The sequence below is a fragment of the Streptomyces sp. NBC_00442 genome, from assembly GCF_036014195.1.
Taxonomy (GTDB): domain Bacteria; phylum Actinomycetota; class Actinomycetes; order Streptomycetales; family Streptomycetaceae; genus Streptomyces.
Genome location: NZ_CP107918.1, coordinates 5279053 through 5294840, shown reverse-complemented (window position 1 = coordinate 5294840; position 15788 = coordinate 5279053). Strand labels below are relative to the sequence as shown.

14 protein-coding genes are annotated in these 15788 nt (G+C 73.2%); 3 read left to right on the top strand and 11 right to left on the bottom strand.

Going from position 1 to position 15788, the window contains the following annotated elements; translation table 11 throughout:
* Positions 1 to 5 precede the first annotated feature (5 nt).
* A complete protein-coding gene (locus tag OG432_RS23545) occupies positions 6 to 1232 on the bottom strand; it encodes a carbohydrate kinase family protein (protein WP_328312935.1) in 1227 nt (408 codons plus the stop codon).
* A gap of 63 nt (positions 1233 to 1295) precedes the next feature.
* Entirely contained in the window at positions 1296 to 2576 is a 1281-nt protein-coding gene (locus tag OG432_RS23540) for an enolase C-terminal domain-like protein (protein WP_328315212.1), read from the bottom strand.
* A gap of 397 nt (positions 2577 to 2973) precedes the next feature.
* Here OG432_RS23540 and OG432_RS23535 point away from each other — a divergent pair, with 397 nt between their 5' ends.
* On the top strand, positions 2974 to 4284 hold the full coding sequence (locus OG432_RS23535; protein ID WP_328312934.1) for an MFS transporter: 1311 nt from the start codon (positions 2974 to 2976) through the stop codon (positions 4282 to 4284).
* Positions 4285 to 4304: 20 nt separating this feature from the next.
* Here OG432_RS23535 and OG432_RS23530 read toward each other — a convergent pair whose 3' ends face one another.
* The 8 genes from OG432_RS23530 to hrcA all read right to left on the bottom strand — a co-directional run bounded on the left by OG432_RS23530 (position 4305) and on the right by hrcA (position 12433).
* Positions 4305 to 5303 (bottom strand): adenosine deaminase, encoded by a 999-nt coding sequence (locus OG432_RS23530; protein WP_328312933.1) that lies wholly within the window; start codon positions 5301 to 5303, stop codon positions 4305 to 4307.
* An 84-nt stretch (positions 5304 to 5387) separates the two neighbouring features.
* A complete protein-coding gene (locus tag OG432_RS23525; protein WP_328312932.1) occupies positions 5388 to 6299 on the bottom strand; it encodes a ribonuclease Z in 912 nt (303 codons plus the stop codon).
* Positions 6300 to 6402: 103 nt separating this feature from the next.
* The gene (locus tag OG432_RS23520; RefSeq protein ID WP_328312931.1) at positions 6403 to 6762 is read right to left on the bottom strand and encodes a histidine triad nucleotide-binding protein; all 360 of its coding nucleotides are present in this window, start codon (positions 6760 to 6762) and stop codon (positions 6403 to 6405) included.
* Between the two features lie 122 nt (positions 6763 to 6884).
* Positions 6885 to 7436, bottom strand: coding sequence for a hypothetical protein (locus OG432_RS23515; protein WP_328312930.1), 552 nt, complete (start codon positions 7434 to 7436; stop codon positions 6885 to 6887).
* Between the two features lie 862 nt (positions 7437 to 8298).
* The gene (locus OG432_RS23510; RefSeq protein WP_328312929.1) at positions 8299 to 9042 is read right to left on the bottom strand and encodes a 16S rRNA (uracil(1498)-N(3))-methyltransferase; all 744 of its coding nucleotides are present in this window, start codon (positions 9040 to 9042) and stop codon (positions 8299 to 8301) included.
* On the bottom strand, positions 9039 to 10130 hold the full coding sequence (locus OG432_RS23505) for a nitronate monooxygenase (protein WP_328312928.1): 1092 nt from the start codon (positions 10128 to 10130) through the stop codon (positions 9039 to 9041). Before OG432_RS23505 ends, OG432_RS23510 begins: the two co-directional genes overlap by 4 nt.
* 146 nt (positions 10131 to 10276) lie before the next feature.
* Positions 10277 to 11413, bottom strand: a complete 1137-nt coding sequence (gene dnaJ / locus OG432_RS23500; RefSeq protein ID WP_328312927.1) for a molecular chaperone DnaJ — start codon at positions 11411 to 11413, stop codon at positions 10277 to 10279.
* The gene (gene hrcA, locus OG432_RS23495; protein WP_053726096.1) at positions 11414 to 12433 is read right to left on the bottom strand and encodes a heat-inducible transcriptional repressor HrcA; all 1020 of its coding nucleotides are present in this window, start codon (positions 12431 to 12433) and stop codon (positions 11414 to 11416) included.
* A gap of 154 nt (positions 12434 to 12587) precedes the next feature.
* Here hrcA and OG432_RS23490 point away from each other — a divergent pair, with 154 nt between their 5' ends.
* Both OG432_RS23490 and OG432_RS23485 read left to right on the top strand, forming a co-directional pair.
* Positions 12588 to 13310, top strand: a complete 723-nt coding sequence (locus OG432_RS23490) for an MBL fold metallo-hydrolase (RefSeq protein ID WP_328312926.1) — start codon at positions 12588 to 12590, stop codon at positions 13308 to 13310.
* A gap of 142 nt (positions 13311 to 13452) precedes the next feature.
* Positions 13453 to 14277, top strand: coding sequence for a DUF3097 domain-containing protein (locus OG432_RS23485; RefSeq protein WP_328312925.1), 825 nt, complete (start codon positions 13453 to 13455; stop codon positions 14275 to 14277).
* Between the two features lie 190 nt (positions 14278 to 14467).
* Here OG432_RS23485 and hemW read toward each other — a convergent pair whose 3' ends face one another.
* The gene (gene hemW, locus OG432_RS23480; protein WP_328312924.1) at positions 14468 to 15700 is read right to left on the bottom strand and encodes a radical SAM family heme chaperone HemW; all 1233 of its coding nucleotides are present in this window, start codon (positions 15698 to 15700) and stop codon (positions 14468 to 14470) included.
* Positions 15701 to 15788 lie beyond the last annotated feature (88 nt).

Genomic DNA, 15788 nt, shown 5'->3' with positions numbered 1-15788 from the left:
GAGGCTCACGCCGGGTTGCGGAAGCCCAAGGTGGGGAGGGCCCGGCGCAGGGGCCAGGTGCGGGCGGCGCCCGGGAGGAGGTCGGACAGGAAGGCGTAGCGGCGCAGGGCCGCCGGGTCCTGGTCGTCCAGGGTGCGGACCCGCTCCCACCAGCTCGCGATCTCCGCCCAGCCCGGCGCCGAGAGCGAGCCGCCGAACTCCTGGACCGACAGCGCGGCCGTGAGCCCCGCGAAGGCGAGCCGGTCGGCGAGGGGCCAGCCCGCGAGGGTGCCGGTGACGAAGCCGGCCACGAAGACGTCGCCCGCCCCGGTGGGGTCGAGGGCCTCCACCGCGATGGCGGGGACGTCCGCCGTCTCTCCCGTCGCGCCGTCCACCGCGTACGCACCCTCCGAGCCCAGGGTCACCACCGCGAGCGGCACCTTGTCGGCCAGGGCGCGGGCCGCCGCGCGGGGGCAGTCGGTGCGGGTGTAGCGCATCGCCTCGGCCGCGTTGGGCAGGAACGCCTCGCAGTGGTCGAGCTCTTCGAGCGCGGCCAGGTCCCAGCGGCCGGTGTCGTCCCAGCCGACGTCCGCGAAGATGCGCGCGCCGGAGCGTGCCGCGTCCGCGATCCAGCCCTCGCGCCGGCCGGGCACCAGGGAGGCGATGGCGGCGCGGGCGCGGGGCGGGCAGTTGGGCGCGGACAGTGCGTGGGGCGCCTCGTGGCCGTGGGTGACCATGGTGCGTTCGCCCTCGTACGCCATCGACACGGTGACCGGAGAGTGCCAGCCGGGCACGGTGTGCGACGGCGACAGGTCGATGCCCTCGCCCTGTTCCAGCGCGTCCCAGCAGTAGTCGCCGTAGTGGTCGTCGCCGAACGCCGCCGCGAGGGAGGTGTGCAGGCCGAGGCGGGCGAGCGCGGTGGCCATGTTGGCGACGCCGCCCGGACTCGAACCCATGCCGCGCGCCCAGGACTCGGTACCGCGCACCGGCGCCGAGTCGAGCCCGGTGAAGATGATGTCGAGGAAGACCGTGCCGGTGAGGAAGACGTCGCAGGGCGGGTCTCGGGGGTCGCGGAGCCCGTCGAGCGGGTCGAGCCGGGAGGACCGGCGCGGCTCGGCGCCCGAGGTGTGGCGCCGGGGGCTGCGCTCGCCGGGTTCGGACGTGCCGGGTTCGGGTGTGCCGTCCGGACAGGGGCGCTGGGCCTCGTGGTGCTCGGGGTGCGGCGGCTGCTCTCTGCTGGGTGGTGTCGTCACGGCGGGCTCTCCGTTCGCGTACAGATCTGGCAAGTCTGCCCGATGCGCGCGCGAAAGCCCCCGCTACCAGCGTGGCAGCGCCGGAGTCGTCCACCCCTCGTGCTCGGGGGCCCGCCGCATCGCGGCCGCGTCGTCGCGGTCGCGCAGGGCGCCGTCGTCGTCGAGCCAGCGCCGGTGCAGCCGGGCAAGTTCGGCGCGGTCGAGCTCGACGCCGAGGCCCGGGGCGTCCGACACGGTCAGGTGCCCCGCGCGGAACGTGTGCCGGGCGGTGATCACGTCCTCGGTCTGCCACGGGTAGTGGCTGTCGCAGGCGTGGTCGAGGTGGGGGACGGTCGCGGCGACGTGGGTCATGGCGGCGAGGCTGATCCCCAGGTGCGTGTTGGAGTGCATGGACAGGCCGACCCCGAACACCCGGCAGATCGCGGCGAGTTCACGGGTGTTGCGCAGCCCGCCCCAGTAGTGGTGGTCGGACAGGACGATCTGGACGGCGTCGGTCAGGAAGGCCTCGCGGATCTCGGGGAACGTCGTCACGCACATGTTGGTGGCGAGCGGCACCTCGGTGCCCCGCGCGACCTCGGCCATCGCGGCCGTGCCCGGCGCCGGGTCCTCCAGGTACTCCAGTACATCGCCGAGTTCGGCCGCGACCCGCAGCGCGGTCGCCGGGGTCCAGCCGCCGTTGGGGTCGAGCCGGAGCGGGTGGCCGGGGAAGGCGGCGGCCAGGGCGCGAACCGCGGCGACCTCCTGCTCGGGCGGGAACACACCGCCCTTGAGCTTGAAGGAGCGGAAACCGTACGCGCGCACCAAACGGCGGGCCTGTTCGACGATTCCTGCGGGGTCGAGGGCCGCGCCCCAGGTGTCCTTCTCGCCCGCGCCGCCCGGGTGTTCGGCCCAGCGGTAGAAGAGGTAGGCGCTGTATTCGACGGTGTCGCGGACCTTGCCGCCGAGCAGGGTGTGGACCGGCACGCCCTGGATCTTGCCGAGGGCGTCCAGGCAGGCGACCTCGAAGGCGGAGACGACCGACAGGCGCAGCTTGTCGGCGGTCTGGGCGCCACGCAGCCCTCCGACATCGACGGCGTCGTCGACCTGGGCGTCATCGACCTCGATGACGTTCATCGATGTGAACAGTCCGTTGAGGTCGGCCACGTCGTGACCGATCAGGGCGTCGGCGTAGGGCCGGGCGATGTCGAGGTACTTCGTGTCGCCGTAGGTCTCGCCGATCCCGACGACGCCGTCGGCCGTGACGACCTCGACGACGAGGCGGGGCGTGTACGGCTGATGCACGCCCTGGACGTTGAGCAGTGGGGGGTCGCAGACGAGGACGGGGGTGAGCCGCACATCGGCGATCCGCCGCCCCGGCGCCCCGTGCGCCTCCTGCGCCTCCTGCGCCTTCCGTGATCCCTGCGGCTTCCGTGACCCCTGCGCCCTCTGCGGTCCCTGCACGGCGGCAACCCTCTTCACATCGGAACGTCCACCAATAAAAACCAAGACTAGATATGTGAACTATCGAGCGTCAAGGAACCGGCCCCCTCCGGCCCGCCCCAACCCCCGTCCCCCCGAACGGAATTCGCGCTTTTACCCGGCGGATCCCGGGCCAAACGAAACGTGACCCAGATCACGTCGTCCCAGCTTTTCGCGCACTCGGGGCGCTTGATACAAATTGGGCCCGCGTCCCCGTACAACACCGGGCGCGTCCCCCCTCTTTGACCTCCCTGCCCCACGGGCACTGTTCCTTGGAACGCCCATGTCCGCACGCCCTCGTGCCGCCTGGCCCCTGGTCGCCGTCTTCACCGCCGGTTACCTCGCCGCGTACCTCCTTCCCACCGTCGTCGGCCGTCTCTCGGCCGGCCTCGGACTCACCCCCGCAGAAGCCGGACTGGTGGGCTCCACCCTCCTGTTGAGCTCGGCCACCGCCGGTTTCACCCTCGCCTCCCGGGTCGAGCGGCACGGGCCGCGCCGGCTCGCCAGACTCGGCCTGCTCCTCGCGATCACCGGGTACGGGGCCGCCGCCCTCACCACGCTGATCCCGCTCGTCGTGGCCGGCGCGATCGTCGGCGGGCTCGGCTCCGGCACCGCAACGGCGGTGGCCGCGGCCGGCATCGCCGCCCAGCGCGATCCGCATCGCGCCTCCACGCTCGGCCTGCTCTCGGTCTCGGCGACAGCGGGTGCGCTCTACCTGACCATCCCTCACCTCGGCGGCGGCCACGCCACCCCGCTCGCCGCGATCGCGGTGGTGGCGGCGCTGTCGTGGCCCGCGACCCGGTGGCTTCCCGGCGCGTACGGCTCGGGCCGGCCGGTGGAGACGGCGGGCGCGGCACCCGGCGTACGGCTGCCGCACCGGCGCTCCGGCACGGTCCTGGCCGCGACGATGCTCTGCTGGTCGCTTGCGCAGAACGCGCTGTGGGGTGTCAGCGGGCGGATCGGCCTCACGCAGGCCGGCCTGAGCGAGGTCACCGTCGGCATGGTCTTCGCGGCCGGGCTCGGCGCGGGGCTGCTCGGTGTGCTCGGTGCGGGTGCGCTCGGCGCGCGGCTCGGGCGGGCGGTGCCGATCGGGGCGGGCACGGCGATCATCGCGCTGTGCATCGTGGCGAGCTCGTCGGCGCGGGGGCTCGTCTCCTTCGCGAGCGGCGAGATCCTGTGGAACGTCTTCTACCCGGTGGTCCTCTCCTACCTGATCGGGCTGTCCGCCTCGCTCGACCCCCACGGCCGCTGGGCTGTCCTCGCCGGGTCGGCCTCCTCCCTCGGGGTGGCCTGCGGGCCGCTCACGGGCAGCCTGCTCTCCCAGTACGCCGGGTACGCCGGCATGGGGTACGTGCTGTGCGCCCTGCTGTTGCTCATCGCGGCGCCGCTGAGCGCGGTGGCGGTGCACACGTCCGGACGGCCGCTGGTGCCGGGGTCGATCCGGCGCCGGGGTGGCACGCCGGCGGCGGTGGTCGCGGGGCGGGGTCTGGCCTCCGCGGCGCTGCTTCCGCAGATCGGGGTGCCGGAGCAGGAGATCGCGGAGATCCCGATCGCCTCACGAGCGAGAAGACGCCGCAAGGTCCTGGCCTCGTAGCCCGCCCCGGCCCCGGGGGGTCAGGACTCCGGGAAGTCGTAGGCGGCCACCTCGGACAAGTAGCGCGCCCGCCGCGCCTCGTCGTCGTCGAGGAACGCCGCCTCGAAGGAGTTCCGGGCCAGCTCCCGGAGCCGGTCCGGGGAGAGCCCCAACCCCTCGCGCACCGCGCGGAACGTGTCGTCCACGTACCCCCCGAAGTACGCCGGGTCATCGGAGTTGACCGTGCACACCAGCCCCGCGTCCATCATCGCCGGCAGCGGATGCTCCTCCAGCGTGTCGACCGCCCGCAGCCGTACGTTGGACAGCGGGCACAGCGTCAGCGGGATCCGGTCCCGGACCAGGCGGGCCACCAGCTCCGGGTCCTCCAGGGCGCGCAGGCCGTGGTCGATCCGCTCCACCCCGAGGAGGTTCAGCGCCTCGGTGATGTAGGCCGGCGGCCCCTCCTCGCCCGCGTGCGCGACCCGCCGCAGCCCGAGAGCCGCCGCCGCCTCGTACACCTCGCGGAACTTCGCCGGCGGATGGCCGACCTCCGCGGAGTCGAGGCCGATGCCCGTGATCCGGTCCAGGTAGGGCCGCGCAGCCTCAAGGGTGAGCAGCGCGGACTCGGCCGACTCGTCCCGCAGGAAGCAGAGGATGAGCCGGGTCGAGACCCCGTGGCGTTCCTCGCTCGCCGACAGGGCCCGCCACAGGCCTTCCACCACCGTGCCCATCGCGATGCCCCGTGCGATGTGTGCCTGCGGGTCGAAGAAGATCTCGGCGTGCCGCACGCCCTGCGCGGCGGCCCGTGCCAGATAGGCGTCGGCGAGCGCCGCGAAGTCGTCCTCGGTGCGCAGTACCCGCATCAGCGAGTAGTACAGGTTCAGGAAGGACTGCAGGTCGTCGAAGAGGTACGCCTTGCGCAGCTCCTCGGTGTCGGCGTACGGCAGCTCGACGCCGTTGCGCGCGGCCAGCTCGAAGGCCAGCTCGGGTTCGAGGGTCCCTTCGATGTGGAGGTGGAGTTCGGCCTTGGGGATCGGCATGGGGGGATTCCTAGCGGTGGTGCTTCAAGGGGGAGACTCAAAGGGAGAGGGGTGGGGGCGGGTGGGGGCCGGTGGGTGCCGGTACTACGCCGTGCGTTTGGGCAGCGGGACCCGGACGAGGTCGGCGGCGACGGTCAGTTCGCCCTCGTACCCGGCGGCACGGGCCTGCCGCTCGAACTCCTCGGGGTCCGTGTACCGCTGCGAGAAATGGGTGAGGACCAGGTGGCGTACGCCCGCGTCCCGGGCCACCGAGGCCGCCTGGCCGGCCGTCAAATGGCCGTGATCGGTGGCCAGTTGGATGTCGCCGTCCAGGAACGTCGACTCGATGACCAGCATGTCGCAGGCGTCGGCCAGCTCGCGTACGCCGTCGCACAGGCGGGTGTCCATGACGAACGCGAAGCGCTGTCCGCGCCGGACCTCGCTGACGTCGTCGAGGGTGACGCCGTCCAGCTCGCCCTCGCGCTGGAGGCGCCCCACGTCGGGACCCTTGATGCCATGCCGGTCGAGCAGCTCGGGCAGTATGCGGCGGCCGTCGGGCTCCACGAGACGGTAGCCGTAGGACTCGACGGGGTGCGAGAGGCGGCGGGCGTCCAGCGTGTACGCGGGTGTCGCGGCCAGCACCGCGCCGTCCCCCTCGACCGGCTCCTGGCCGAGCTGGACCGACTCGCGGTAGGCCGTGGCGTACCGCAGGCGCTCGAAGAAGTGCGCGCCGCTGAGCGGGTAGTGCGCGGTGACCGGATGCGGGACCCGGTCGAGGTTGATCCGCTGGATCACCCCGGCCAGGCCGAGCGAGTGGTCGCCGTGGAAGTGCGTGACGCAGATCCGGTTGATGTCGTGCGCGGCGACCCCGGCCCGCAGCATCTGCCGCTGTGTGCCCTCGCCGGGGTCGAAGAGGATGCCCTCGCCGTCCCAGCGCAGCAGGTAGCCGTTGTGGTTGCGGTGGCGGGTCGGGACCTGGCTCGCGGTGCCGAGCACCACCAATTCACGTACGGACACGGTGAGTTGCCTTGCTGTGCGGACGACGCGGGCCGAGCGGATGGGGCGGGGTGCGGGGTGCGGGGGTGCCGCGCCGCCGAGATGCGGGCGGTGCCGGTTCGTTCTATCCGGGGGGCCACTGGAGGCCGCGGCCTCCCAGGACGTGCACGTGGGCGTGGAAGACGGTCTGGCCCGCGCCGCTGCCGGTGTTGAACACGAGCCGGTAGCCGTTGCGGTCGACCCCTTCCGCGCGGGCGACCTCGCCGGCCTCCCGTACGACGTCCGCGAGGATCGCCGGTTCCGCGGCCGCGAGCGAGGCGGCGTCGGGGTGGTGGACCCGGGGGATGACCAGGACGTGGGTAGGGGCCTGGGGGTTGATGTCCCGGAAGGCCACCGTGGTCTCGGTCTCGCGCACGACGGTCGCCGGGACGTCGCCCGAGACGATTTTGCAGAACAGGCAGTCGGCCTGCGGTTCTCCGGCCACGGTCCGGTCCTCCTTGGTCGCGTTGATCAGGTAACCGCATGCTACTCAACGCGTTCGGGAGGCGGCGCGGAGCGCGGCGCTCCGGCTCGGGGCGGGTGGCCCACGGCGTACCGGCACGCGGCCTACTTGCCGCGGAAGGACTCCGTGACGGTCACGGTGGCCGTCACCGTGACCGTGGCCACGGGGCTGTCGCCCGGGTGGGGCGTCGCGCGGCCCGTGGGGGCGGGGGCGGGTGCCTCGCAGTCGCCCAGGACGGAGGAACGGAAGACGGTCCTCCCGGCGACCTTGGCCGTCAGGTCGCCCTTCACGCAGCGGCCTTCGACCTCCTGCGTGACCTTCCCCTTGACGGTGATGGCCCTGCCGTCCCTGGTCTCGCCCTGGCAGTCCAGGTCGGCGACGTCCTTCGTGGTGGCGGCGGCCGAAGGCGTCGCGCTCGCACCGCGGTTGAGGTCGGCGTTGCACGTCAGCCACTTGACGTCGACGTGGTGATGCTCCAGCTCGGTGGTCGCGGCCTGGTCCGTGGTGAGCGCCACGGCGGCGGAGTTGAGCCCGCCGACGGGGTCGCAGGCGGTGACGGCCGTGACCGCGCCGATGGCGAGTGCGGCGAGCAGCGGGAAGGGCGGTGCGCGGTGTGCCGTGCGGCGCGGGTGGTGGTTCGACCTCGTGGGCCCCATGGCGTCAGGGTGCCACCGCGACCCCCCGGGCGGTAGCCCCCTTGCAGCCATCCCACCCTCCCGTGGACCACCCCGCCCCCCTTCGGGCTCCGCCCGGACCCCTGAAACGTCGACTGCGGGCCGTGCGTGGTTGCTCGCGCAGTTCCCCGCGCCCCTCAACCCCGCCTTCGTGTGCGGACCGTGCCCGCGTCTCGCGCAGTTCCCCGCGCCCCTAAAACCCGCTTTCGTGTGCGGGCCGTGGACGGCTGGTCGCGCAGTTCCCCGCGCCCCTGTAGGGCACCCGGAGCCGATCGGTCGCGCCCACCGCGGCGGAGCCGCGCAATGTCACAGCCCCGCGCCCCTGTAGGGCACCCGGAGCCGAACGGTCGCGCCCACCGCGGCGGAGCCGCGCAATGTCACAGCCCCGCGCCCCTGTAGGGCACCCGGAGCCGAGCGGTCGCGCCCACCGCGGCGGAGCCGCGCAATGTCACAGCCCCGCGCCCCTGTAGGGCGCCCGGAGCCGAGCGGTCGCGCGCACCGCGGCGGAGCCGCGCAATGTCACAGCCCCGCGCCCCTGTAGGGCACCCGGCGCCGAGCGGTCGCGCCCACCGCTGCGGAGCAGCGCAATGTCACAGCCCCGCGCCCCTGTAGGGCACCCGGAGCCGAACGGTCGCGCCCACCGCTGCGGAGCAGCGCAATGTCACAGCCCCGCGCCCCTGTAGGGCACCCGGAGCCGGCCAGCATGGGCATCCTCAGCCCGTCATGGGGGTCCCCCCTGGCCCTTGAGGCCTTGGGGGAGATTGAGGACGAGCGCCCTTAAGGCGCGAACCGGGGTCCGGGGCGGAGCCCCAGGGGGCTTCTTGCGGCGCGGAGGGGGCAGGCCTCAGGACCAGCGGCCCGTTCGGGACATCAGGACCGCCGCCGCCACCGTGCCCGCGGTCGACGTGCGCAGCACGCTCGCGCCCAGGCGGTGCGGCTTCGCGCCCGCCGCGGCGAAGGCGGCCAGCTCGTCCGGGGAGACGCCGCCCTCGGGGCCCACCACCAGGACGATCTCCCCGCGGGCGGGCAGATCCGCCGTGGCCAGGGCCGCCGAGGCGACATCGGGGTCCTCGTGCAGGACCACCGCGAGGTCCGCCTCGGCCAGCAGGGCCGCGACCTGCTTCGTGGTCAGGGCGTCCCGCACGTCGGGGAAGCGGACGCGGCGCGACTGCTTGCCCGACTCGCGGGCCGTACTGCGCCATTTGGCAAGGGACTTGGCACCGCGTTCACCCTTCCACTGCGTGATGCAGCGCCCGGCCTGCCACGGCACGATCGCGTCGACGCCGGTCTCGGTCATCGTCTCCACGGCGACCTCGCCCCGGTCGCCCTTGGGCAGCGCCTGCACCACGGTGACGCGCACCTCGGGCTCGGCCTCGCTCGCGCCCGCGGTGACCCGTACGGTCAGGCGGTCCTTGCCCTCGGCGGCCACGACGACCGCGTCCGCCCAGTTCCCCGCGCCGTCGGTGAGGGTCACCGCCTCCTCGGGGCGCAGCCGCTTGACGGACACCGCGTGCCGGCCCTCCGCGCCGTCCAGGACGTAGGCGCCGACGCCCGGCACGGTGTCGACGACGAAGACCGGGGCGGTCATGACGTACTCCTCTTGTTCTTCAGGCTCTGCAGGTTCGTGGTCAACTCGGCTGCCGCTTCGTCGAGTTCGCCGGCCAGGAGCTCCACGAGGCCGCCGGCGGGGAGGTCGCGCGCCAGGCGGTGGCCCTGGCCCGCCCAGAGCGCCATGCCCTGGGCGTCACCCGCGGCGGCCGCGGCCTTGCGCAGGCCGGCGGTGAGCTGGTGCACCTGGGGATAGGCGGCGGGCGCGTACGGGCCGTGTTCGCGCATGAAGCGGTTCACCAGGCCCCGGGCGGGCCGCCCGGAGAAGGCCCGCGTCACCTCCGTACGCACGAAGAGAGGGTTGGTCAGGGCCTGCTTGTGCAGGGCGTTCGCGCCCGACTCGGGGCACGCCAGGAACGCGGTGCCCAGCTGCGCCGCGTCCGCGCCCGCCGCGAGTACCGCGGCGATCTGGGCGCCGCGCATCAGGCCGCCGGCCGCGACGATCGGCAGCCGGACGCTCTCGCGTACGAGGGCGATCAGCGTGAGCAGTCCGAGGCCCGCGCCGCCGGTCTGCGGGTCGTCGCGGTAGGTGCCCTGGTGTCCGCCCGCCTCGATGCCCTGCACGCACACCGCGTCGGCGCCCGCCCACTGCGCGGCCTGCGCCTCCTGGGGCGTCGTCACGGTGACGATCGTGTACGTGCCGACCTTCGCGAACGCGTCGATGACGGCGCGCTCGGGGCAGCCGAACGTGAACGACACGACCGGGACCGGGTCCTCGCGCAGGATGGCCAGCTTGGCCTCGTAGTTGTCGTCGCCCCCGGTGTCGGCGTCGCCGAGCGGGGTGTCGTACCAGGTCGCCTCGCCCGCGAGCTGGTGGCGGTACACCTCGATGGCGGCGGGGTCGGTGTGCGGCTCCTGCGGCATGAACAGGTTGACGCCGAACGGCCGGCCGGTCAGGCCGCGCACCTGCTTGATCTCCTGGTACATGCCGTCGGCGGTCTTGTACCCGGCGGCCAGGAATCCGAGCCCCCCGGCCTCGGAGACGGCCGCGGCCAGCGCCGGACCGGAGGCACCGCCCGCCATGGGCGCCTGCACGATCGGATACCGGCAGAGATCGGTCAAAGCCATGCTCGCATCGTGCCACGGTGTCGCTCGCGCGCCGAATCGCCCCTGCCGCCGGGCCGGGTGAGCCCGGTCACCCGGGGCACGGCCCATGGAGAAACCAAAGAGAAAAGGGGCTGCGGGGATCACCCCGCAGCCCCTTTCCGCAGGGCTCAGCGCCCGTTGAACGCGTCCTTCAGGCGGGAGAACAGGCCCTGCTGGCCGGGCTGGAACTGGCCCGTGGGGCGTTCCTCTCCGCGCAGCTTCGCGAGCTGGCGCAGGAGGTCCTCCTGCGCCGGGTCGAGCTTGCTGGGGGTCAGGACCTCGACGTGCACGATGAGGTCGCCGCGCCCGCCGCCGCGCAGATGCGTGATGCCGCGGCCGTGCAGCGGGATGGACTGGCCGGACTGGCTGCCCGGACGGATGTCCACCTCCTCCATGCCGTCGAGCGTCTGGAGCGGCACCTTCGTGCCGAGCGACGCCGCCGTCATGGGGATGGTGACCGTGCAGTGCAGGTCGTCGCCGCGCCGCTGGAACACGTCGTGCGCGACCTCGTGGATCTCCACGTACAGGTCGCCGGCGGGGCCGCCGCCGGGGCCGACCTCGCCCTCGCCCGCGAGCTGGATCCGGGTGCCGTTGTCGACGCCGGCCGGGATCTTCACGGTGAGGGTGCGCCGCGAGCGGATCCGGCCGTCGCCCGCGCACTCCGGGCACGGGGTGGGGACGACGGTGCCGAAGCCCTGGCACTGGGGGCAGGGCCGCGAGGTCATGACCTGGCCGAGGAAGGACCGGGTGACCTGGGACACCTCGCCGCGACCGCGACACATGTCACAGGTCTGCGCGGAGGTGCCGGGCGCGGCGCCCTCGCCCGAACAGGTCGTGCACACCACGGCGGTGTCGACCTGGATCTCCTTGGTGGTGCCGAAGGCCGCCTCGTTGAGGTCGATCTCCAGGCGGATCATGGCGTCCTGGCCGCGGCGGGTCCGCGAGCGCGGGCCGCGCTGCGATGCCGTGCCGAAGAAGGCGTCCATGATGTCCGAGAAGTTCCCGAAGCCGCCCGCGCCGAAGCCGCCGGCCCCGCCGCCGCCCGACGACGACAGCGGGTCCCCGCCGAGGTCGAAGACCTGCTTCTTCTGCGGGTCGGAGAGGACCTCGTAAGCGGCGTTGATCTCCTTGAACCGCTCCTGGGTCTTCGGGTCGGGGTTCACGTCGGGGTGGAGTTCCCGCGCGAGCCTCCGGAAGGCCTTCTTGATCTCGTCCTGTGATGCGTCGCGGCGCACGCCGAGTACGGCGTAGTAGTCCGTGGCCACTTACGACTCCGCCAGGATCTGTCCGACGTAACGTGCCACTGCGCGTACCGCTCCCATCGTTCCGGGGTAATCCATGCGGGTCGGTCCGACCACGCCGAGTTTGGCGACCGCCTCGCCGCCGGAACCGTAGCCGACCGATACGACGGACGTGGAGTTCAGTCCTTCATGGGCGTTGTTCTCGTGCCCGATACGTACGGTCATGCCCGATTCCTTGGCCTCGCCGAGCAGCTTGAGGAGCACGACCTGCTCCTCAAGTGCTTCCAGCACCGGCCTGATGGTCAGCGGGAAGTCGTGTCCGAAGCGGGTGAGATTGGCGGTGCCGCCGATCATCAGCCGCTCCTCGGTCTCTTCGACCAGGGTTTCCAGGAGGGTGGCGAGGACCGTCGAAACGGTTCCCCGGTCCTCCGGTTCGAAGGACTCCGGCAAGTCCTGCACGAGCTGCGGCACGTCCGCGAAGCGGCGCCCCACCACCCGTGCGTTGAGCCGGGCCCGCAGGTCCGCGAGCGAGGCCTCGCCGAACGGCGCCGGGCAGTCGACCATGCGCTGCTCGACCCGGCCGGTGTCCGTGATCAGCACCAGCATCAGCCGGGCCGCCGCGAGGGAGAGAAGCTCCACGTGCCGCACCGTGGACCGCGTCAGGGACGGGTACTGGACGACCGCCACCTGCCGGGTCAGCTGCGCGAGCAGCCGCACCGTGCGGGCCACGACGTCGTCCAGGTCGACCGCGCTGTCCAGGAAGTTCTGGATCGCGCGGCGCTCCGGCGACGACAGGGGCTTGACGCCCGCGAGCCGGTCGACGAAGAGCCGGTAGCCCTTGTCGGTCGGGATGCGGCCGGCGCTGGTGTGGGGCTGGGCGATGAAGCCCTCCTCCTCCAGGACGGCCATGTCGTTGCGCACGGTCGCCGGGGAGACGCCGAGCGCGTGGCGCTCGGTGAGGGCCTTGGAGCCCACCGGTTCCTCGGTGCCGACGTAGTCCTGGACGATGGCGCGCAGCACCTCGAGCCTGCGTTCACTGAGCATCGCGCACACCTCCAGTTGCCGTCCGTTTGGCACTCGCTGTGTTCGAGTGCCAGCAATCCCCCGGCCAGTGTACGGCCGACCGGTGCGCCCCTAGCAAGGGCGGCCGACCACGCTACCGCGCGGCGCCGCCCATCGATTGCGATAGCGTCGCGTCATGGACGTCGGTTGGGAAGAGTTCGGGTGGGAGCGGCTCGGTGTCGGGGTGGGCCGCAGGCGCCTTCCCGGCTGGGACGCCACGGCCGGACTGATCGCCGGCGAGGACTCGCTCCTCCTGTACGACACCGGCGCGACGGTGCGCGAGGGCGCGGAGCTGCGGAGGCAGGCCGAGGCTCTCTTCGGACGCCGTGTGACCCATATCGCGCTCAGCCACCCCCACTTCGACCACGTCCTCGGCACGGCGGCCTTCTCCGGGACCGAGGTGTACGCGGCCGTCGGCATCGAGCGGGCCATGACCCCCGACGAGATGCGTCGCGACGCGGTGCGGCAGGGGGTGCCCGAGCGGGACGCGGCCGAGGCGGCGGATCTCCTGGTGCTGCCGCACCACGCGGTGTCCGGGGAGTGGACGCTCGATCTGGGCGGCCGCCAGGTGCTGCTCGCCAACATCGGCCCCGGGCACAGCGGGCACGATCTCGTGGCACTGGTCCCCGCGGGCGCCGGATCGCCGGAGATCGTGTTCTGCGGGGACCTCGTGGAGGAGTCGGGCGAGCCGCAGGCCGGCCCCGATGCGGTGCCCGCGCGCTGGCCGGACGCCCTCGACCGGCTGCTCTCGCTGGGCGGCGAGGGGGCGGTGTACGTACCCGGGCACGGGGCCGTGGTGGACGCGGCGTTCGTCCGCGCCCAGCGTGACCAACTCGCCGCCGGATTCGGCGTGTCGTAGCGGCGGCCGCCCGTATCGTCTGACCCGTGCGCAGCCACAGCCCCGATCCGGCCCCGCCCTGGCCGCATTCCCCGGAGCCGACCCCTCGGCCCCCCGGCCGGACCACCCACTGACCCGCCCCGCCGCCCCGAATGATGAGGCCATGCGTAGCTACAGCCCCGATCTGACCCCGCCGTGGAAGAAGAAGCAGGCCCCTGTTCCCGAGGTGGCCGCCGAGGCCGATCTCGTGGTCGAGGAGGTCTCCACGGGATTCTGCGGAGCCGTGATCCGCTGCGAGAAGACGGCTCAGGGGCCGACGGTCACCCTGGAGGACCGCTTCGGCAAGCACCGGGTCTTCCCGATGGAGCCGCGCGGCTTCCTCCTCGAAGGCCGGGTCGTCACGCTCGTACGTCCCTCGGCCACCGCGCCGGCGCCCGTACGGCCCTCCCGCACGGCGTCCGGTTCGGTGGCCGTGCCCGGGGCGCGGGCGCGGGTGGCCCGAGCGGGCCGGATCTACGTCGAGGGCCGGCACGACGCGGAACTCGTGGAGAAGGTGTGGGGTGACGACCTGCGCATCGAGGGTGTCGTCGTGGAGTACCTGGAGGGCATCGACGACCTTCCGGCGATCGTCGCCGAGTTCGCGCCGGGGCCGGACGCGCGGCTCGGTGTCCTGGTGGACCACCTGGTCCCGGGCTCGAAGGAGTCCCGCATCGCCGCGTCCGTGACCCATCCCGACGTGCTGATCGTCGGTCATCCCTACATCGACGTGTGGGAGGCGGTGAAGCCGGCGTCCGTCGGGATCGCGGGGTGGCCGGTGGTGCCGCGGGGGCAGGACTGGAAGACGGGGGTGTGCCGGGCGCTCGGGTGGCGGGAGAACACGGGGGCGGCGTGGCAGCGGATCCTGGCGGGGGTGCGGACGTATCGCGACCTCGACCCGTCGCTGCTCGGCTCCGTAGAACACCTGATCGATTTCGTAACGGCCCCCTAGCCCCCACGGGAGTTTTCCCACCCTCCCCCAAGCTCTTAATGAGCAGGGGGGACCCCCATGACGGGCTGAGGTGGCCCATGCTGCCCGGCACCGAATACCTAAGGGGCGCGGGGAACTGCGCGGGACGCGGGCACGGTCCGCAGACGAACCGGGGTTTTGGGGGCGCGGGGAACTGCGCAAAAAGACCCGGTCAGTCGACCAGGTCGCGGACGACCGCATCCGCCAGCAACCGCCCCCGCAGGGTCAGCACCGCCCGCCCCGCCGCGAAGGCGGACGACGACAGCAGCCCCGACGACACCGCACCCCGCGCCGCCGCGAGCCCCGCCGGCCGCAGCAGGTCCAGCGGGCACCCCTCACGGAGCCGCACCTCCAGGAGGATGCGCTCCACCCGGCGGTCCTCCGCGGACAGCAGCTCCCGCCCGGCACCGGGCGAGCCACCCCCCGCCAGCGCAGCGGCATACGCACCCGGGTGCTTCACGTTCCACCACCGCACCCCGCCCACGTGGCTGTGCGCACCGGGCCCCGCCCCCCACCAGTCCGCGCCGCGCCAGTACAGCTCGTTGTGCAGGCAGCGGCCCGCCTCCGTGGTGGCCCAGTTGGAGACCTCGTACCAGGAGTAGCCCGCCGCCCCGAGCACCTCGTCCGCGATGAGGTAGCGGTCCGCGTGCTCGTCGTCGTCCGTCATCGGGACCTCGCCGCGCCGGATGCGGCGGGCGAGCTGGGTGCCCTCCTCGACGATGAGGGCGTACGCGCTGATGTGGTCGGGGCCGGCGCCGACCGCCGCGGTCAGCGAGGCCCGCCAGTCGTCGTCGCTCTCGCCGGGGGTGCCGTAGATCAGGTCGAGGTTGACGTGGTCGAAGCCCGCCGCGCGCGCCTCGGCGACGCACGCCTCGGGGCGGCCCGGGGTGTGCGTGCGGTCGAGGACCTTCAGGACGTGCTGCCGGGCGCTCTGCATCCCGAAGGAGACCCGGTTGAACCCGCCGGCCCGCAGCTCCGCCAGATAGGCGGGGTTCACCGACTCCGGGTTCGCCTCGGTCGTCACCTCCGCGTCGTCGGCGAGGCCGAACTCGTCCCGTACGGCGGCCAGCATGCGGACGAGGTCGGCCGCGGCGAGCAGGGTCGGGGTGCCGCCGCCGACGAAGACCGTGCGCACCGGGCGGGGGTCGCCGTCGAGCACCTTGCGGGCAAGGCGGATCTCCTCGACGACCATGTCCGCGTAGTTGTCGCGGGAGGCCAGGACACCGCCCTTGCCGACCAGTTCGCTCGCCGTGTACGTGTTGAAGTCGCAGTAGCCGCAGCGCGTCGCGCAGTACGGCACGTGGAGATAGAACCCGAGCGGCCGCTCCCCCGCGCCCTCCAGGGCATGACGGGGCAGCGACCCGTCCTCGGGCATGGGCTCACCATCGGGCAGTACGGAAGGCATGCCCCCATTGTCCGGCACGCCGGAGGCCGCCGGGGTCACGGGTGGCGGGCGGGGCCGGGCGGGGGCCCGGCGGCGCCCCGCTCCGGGT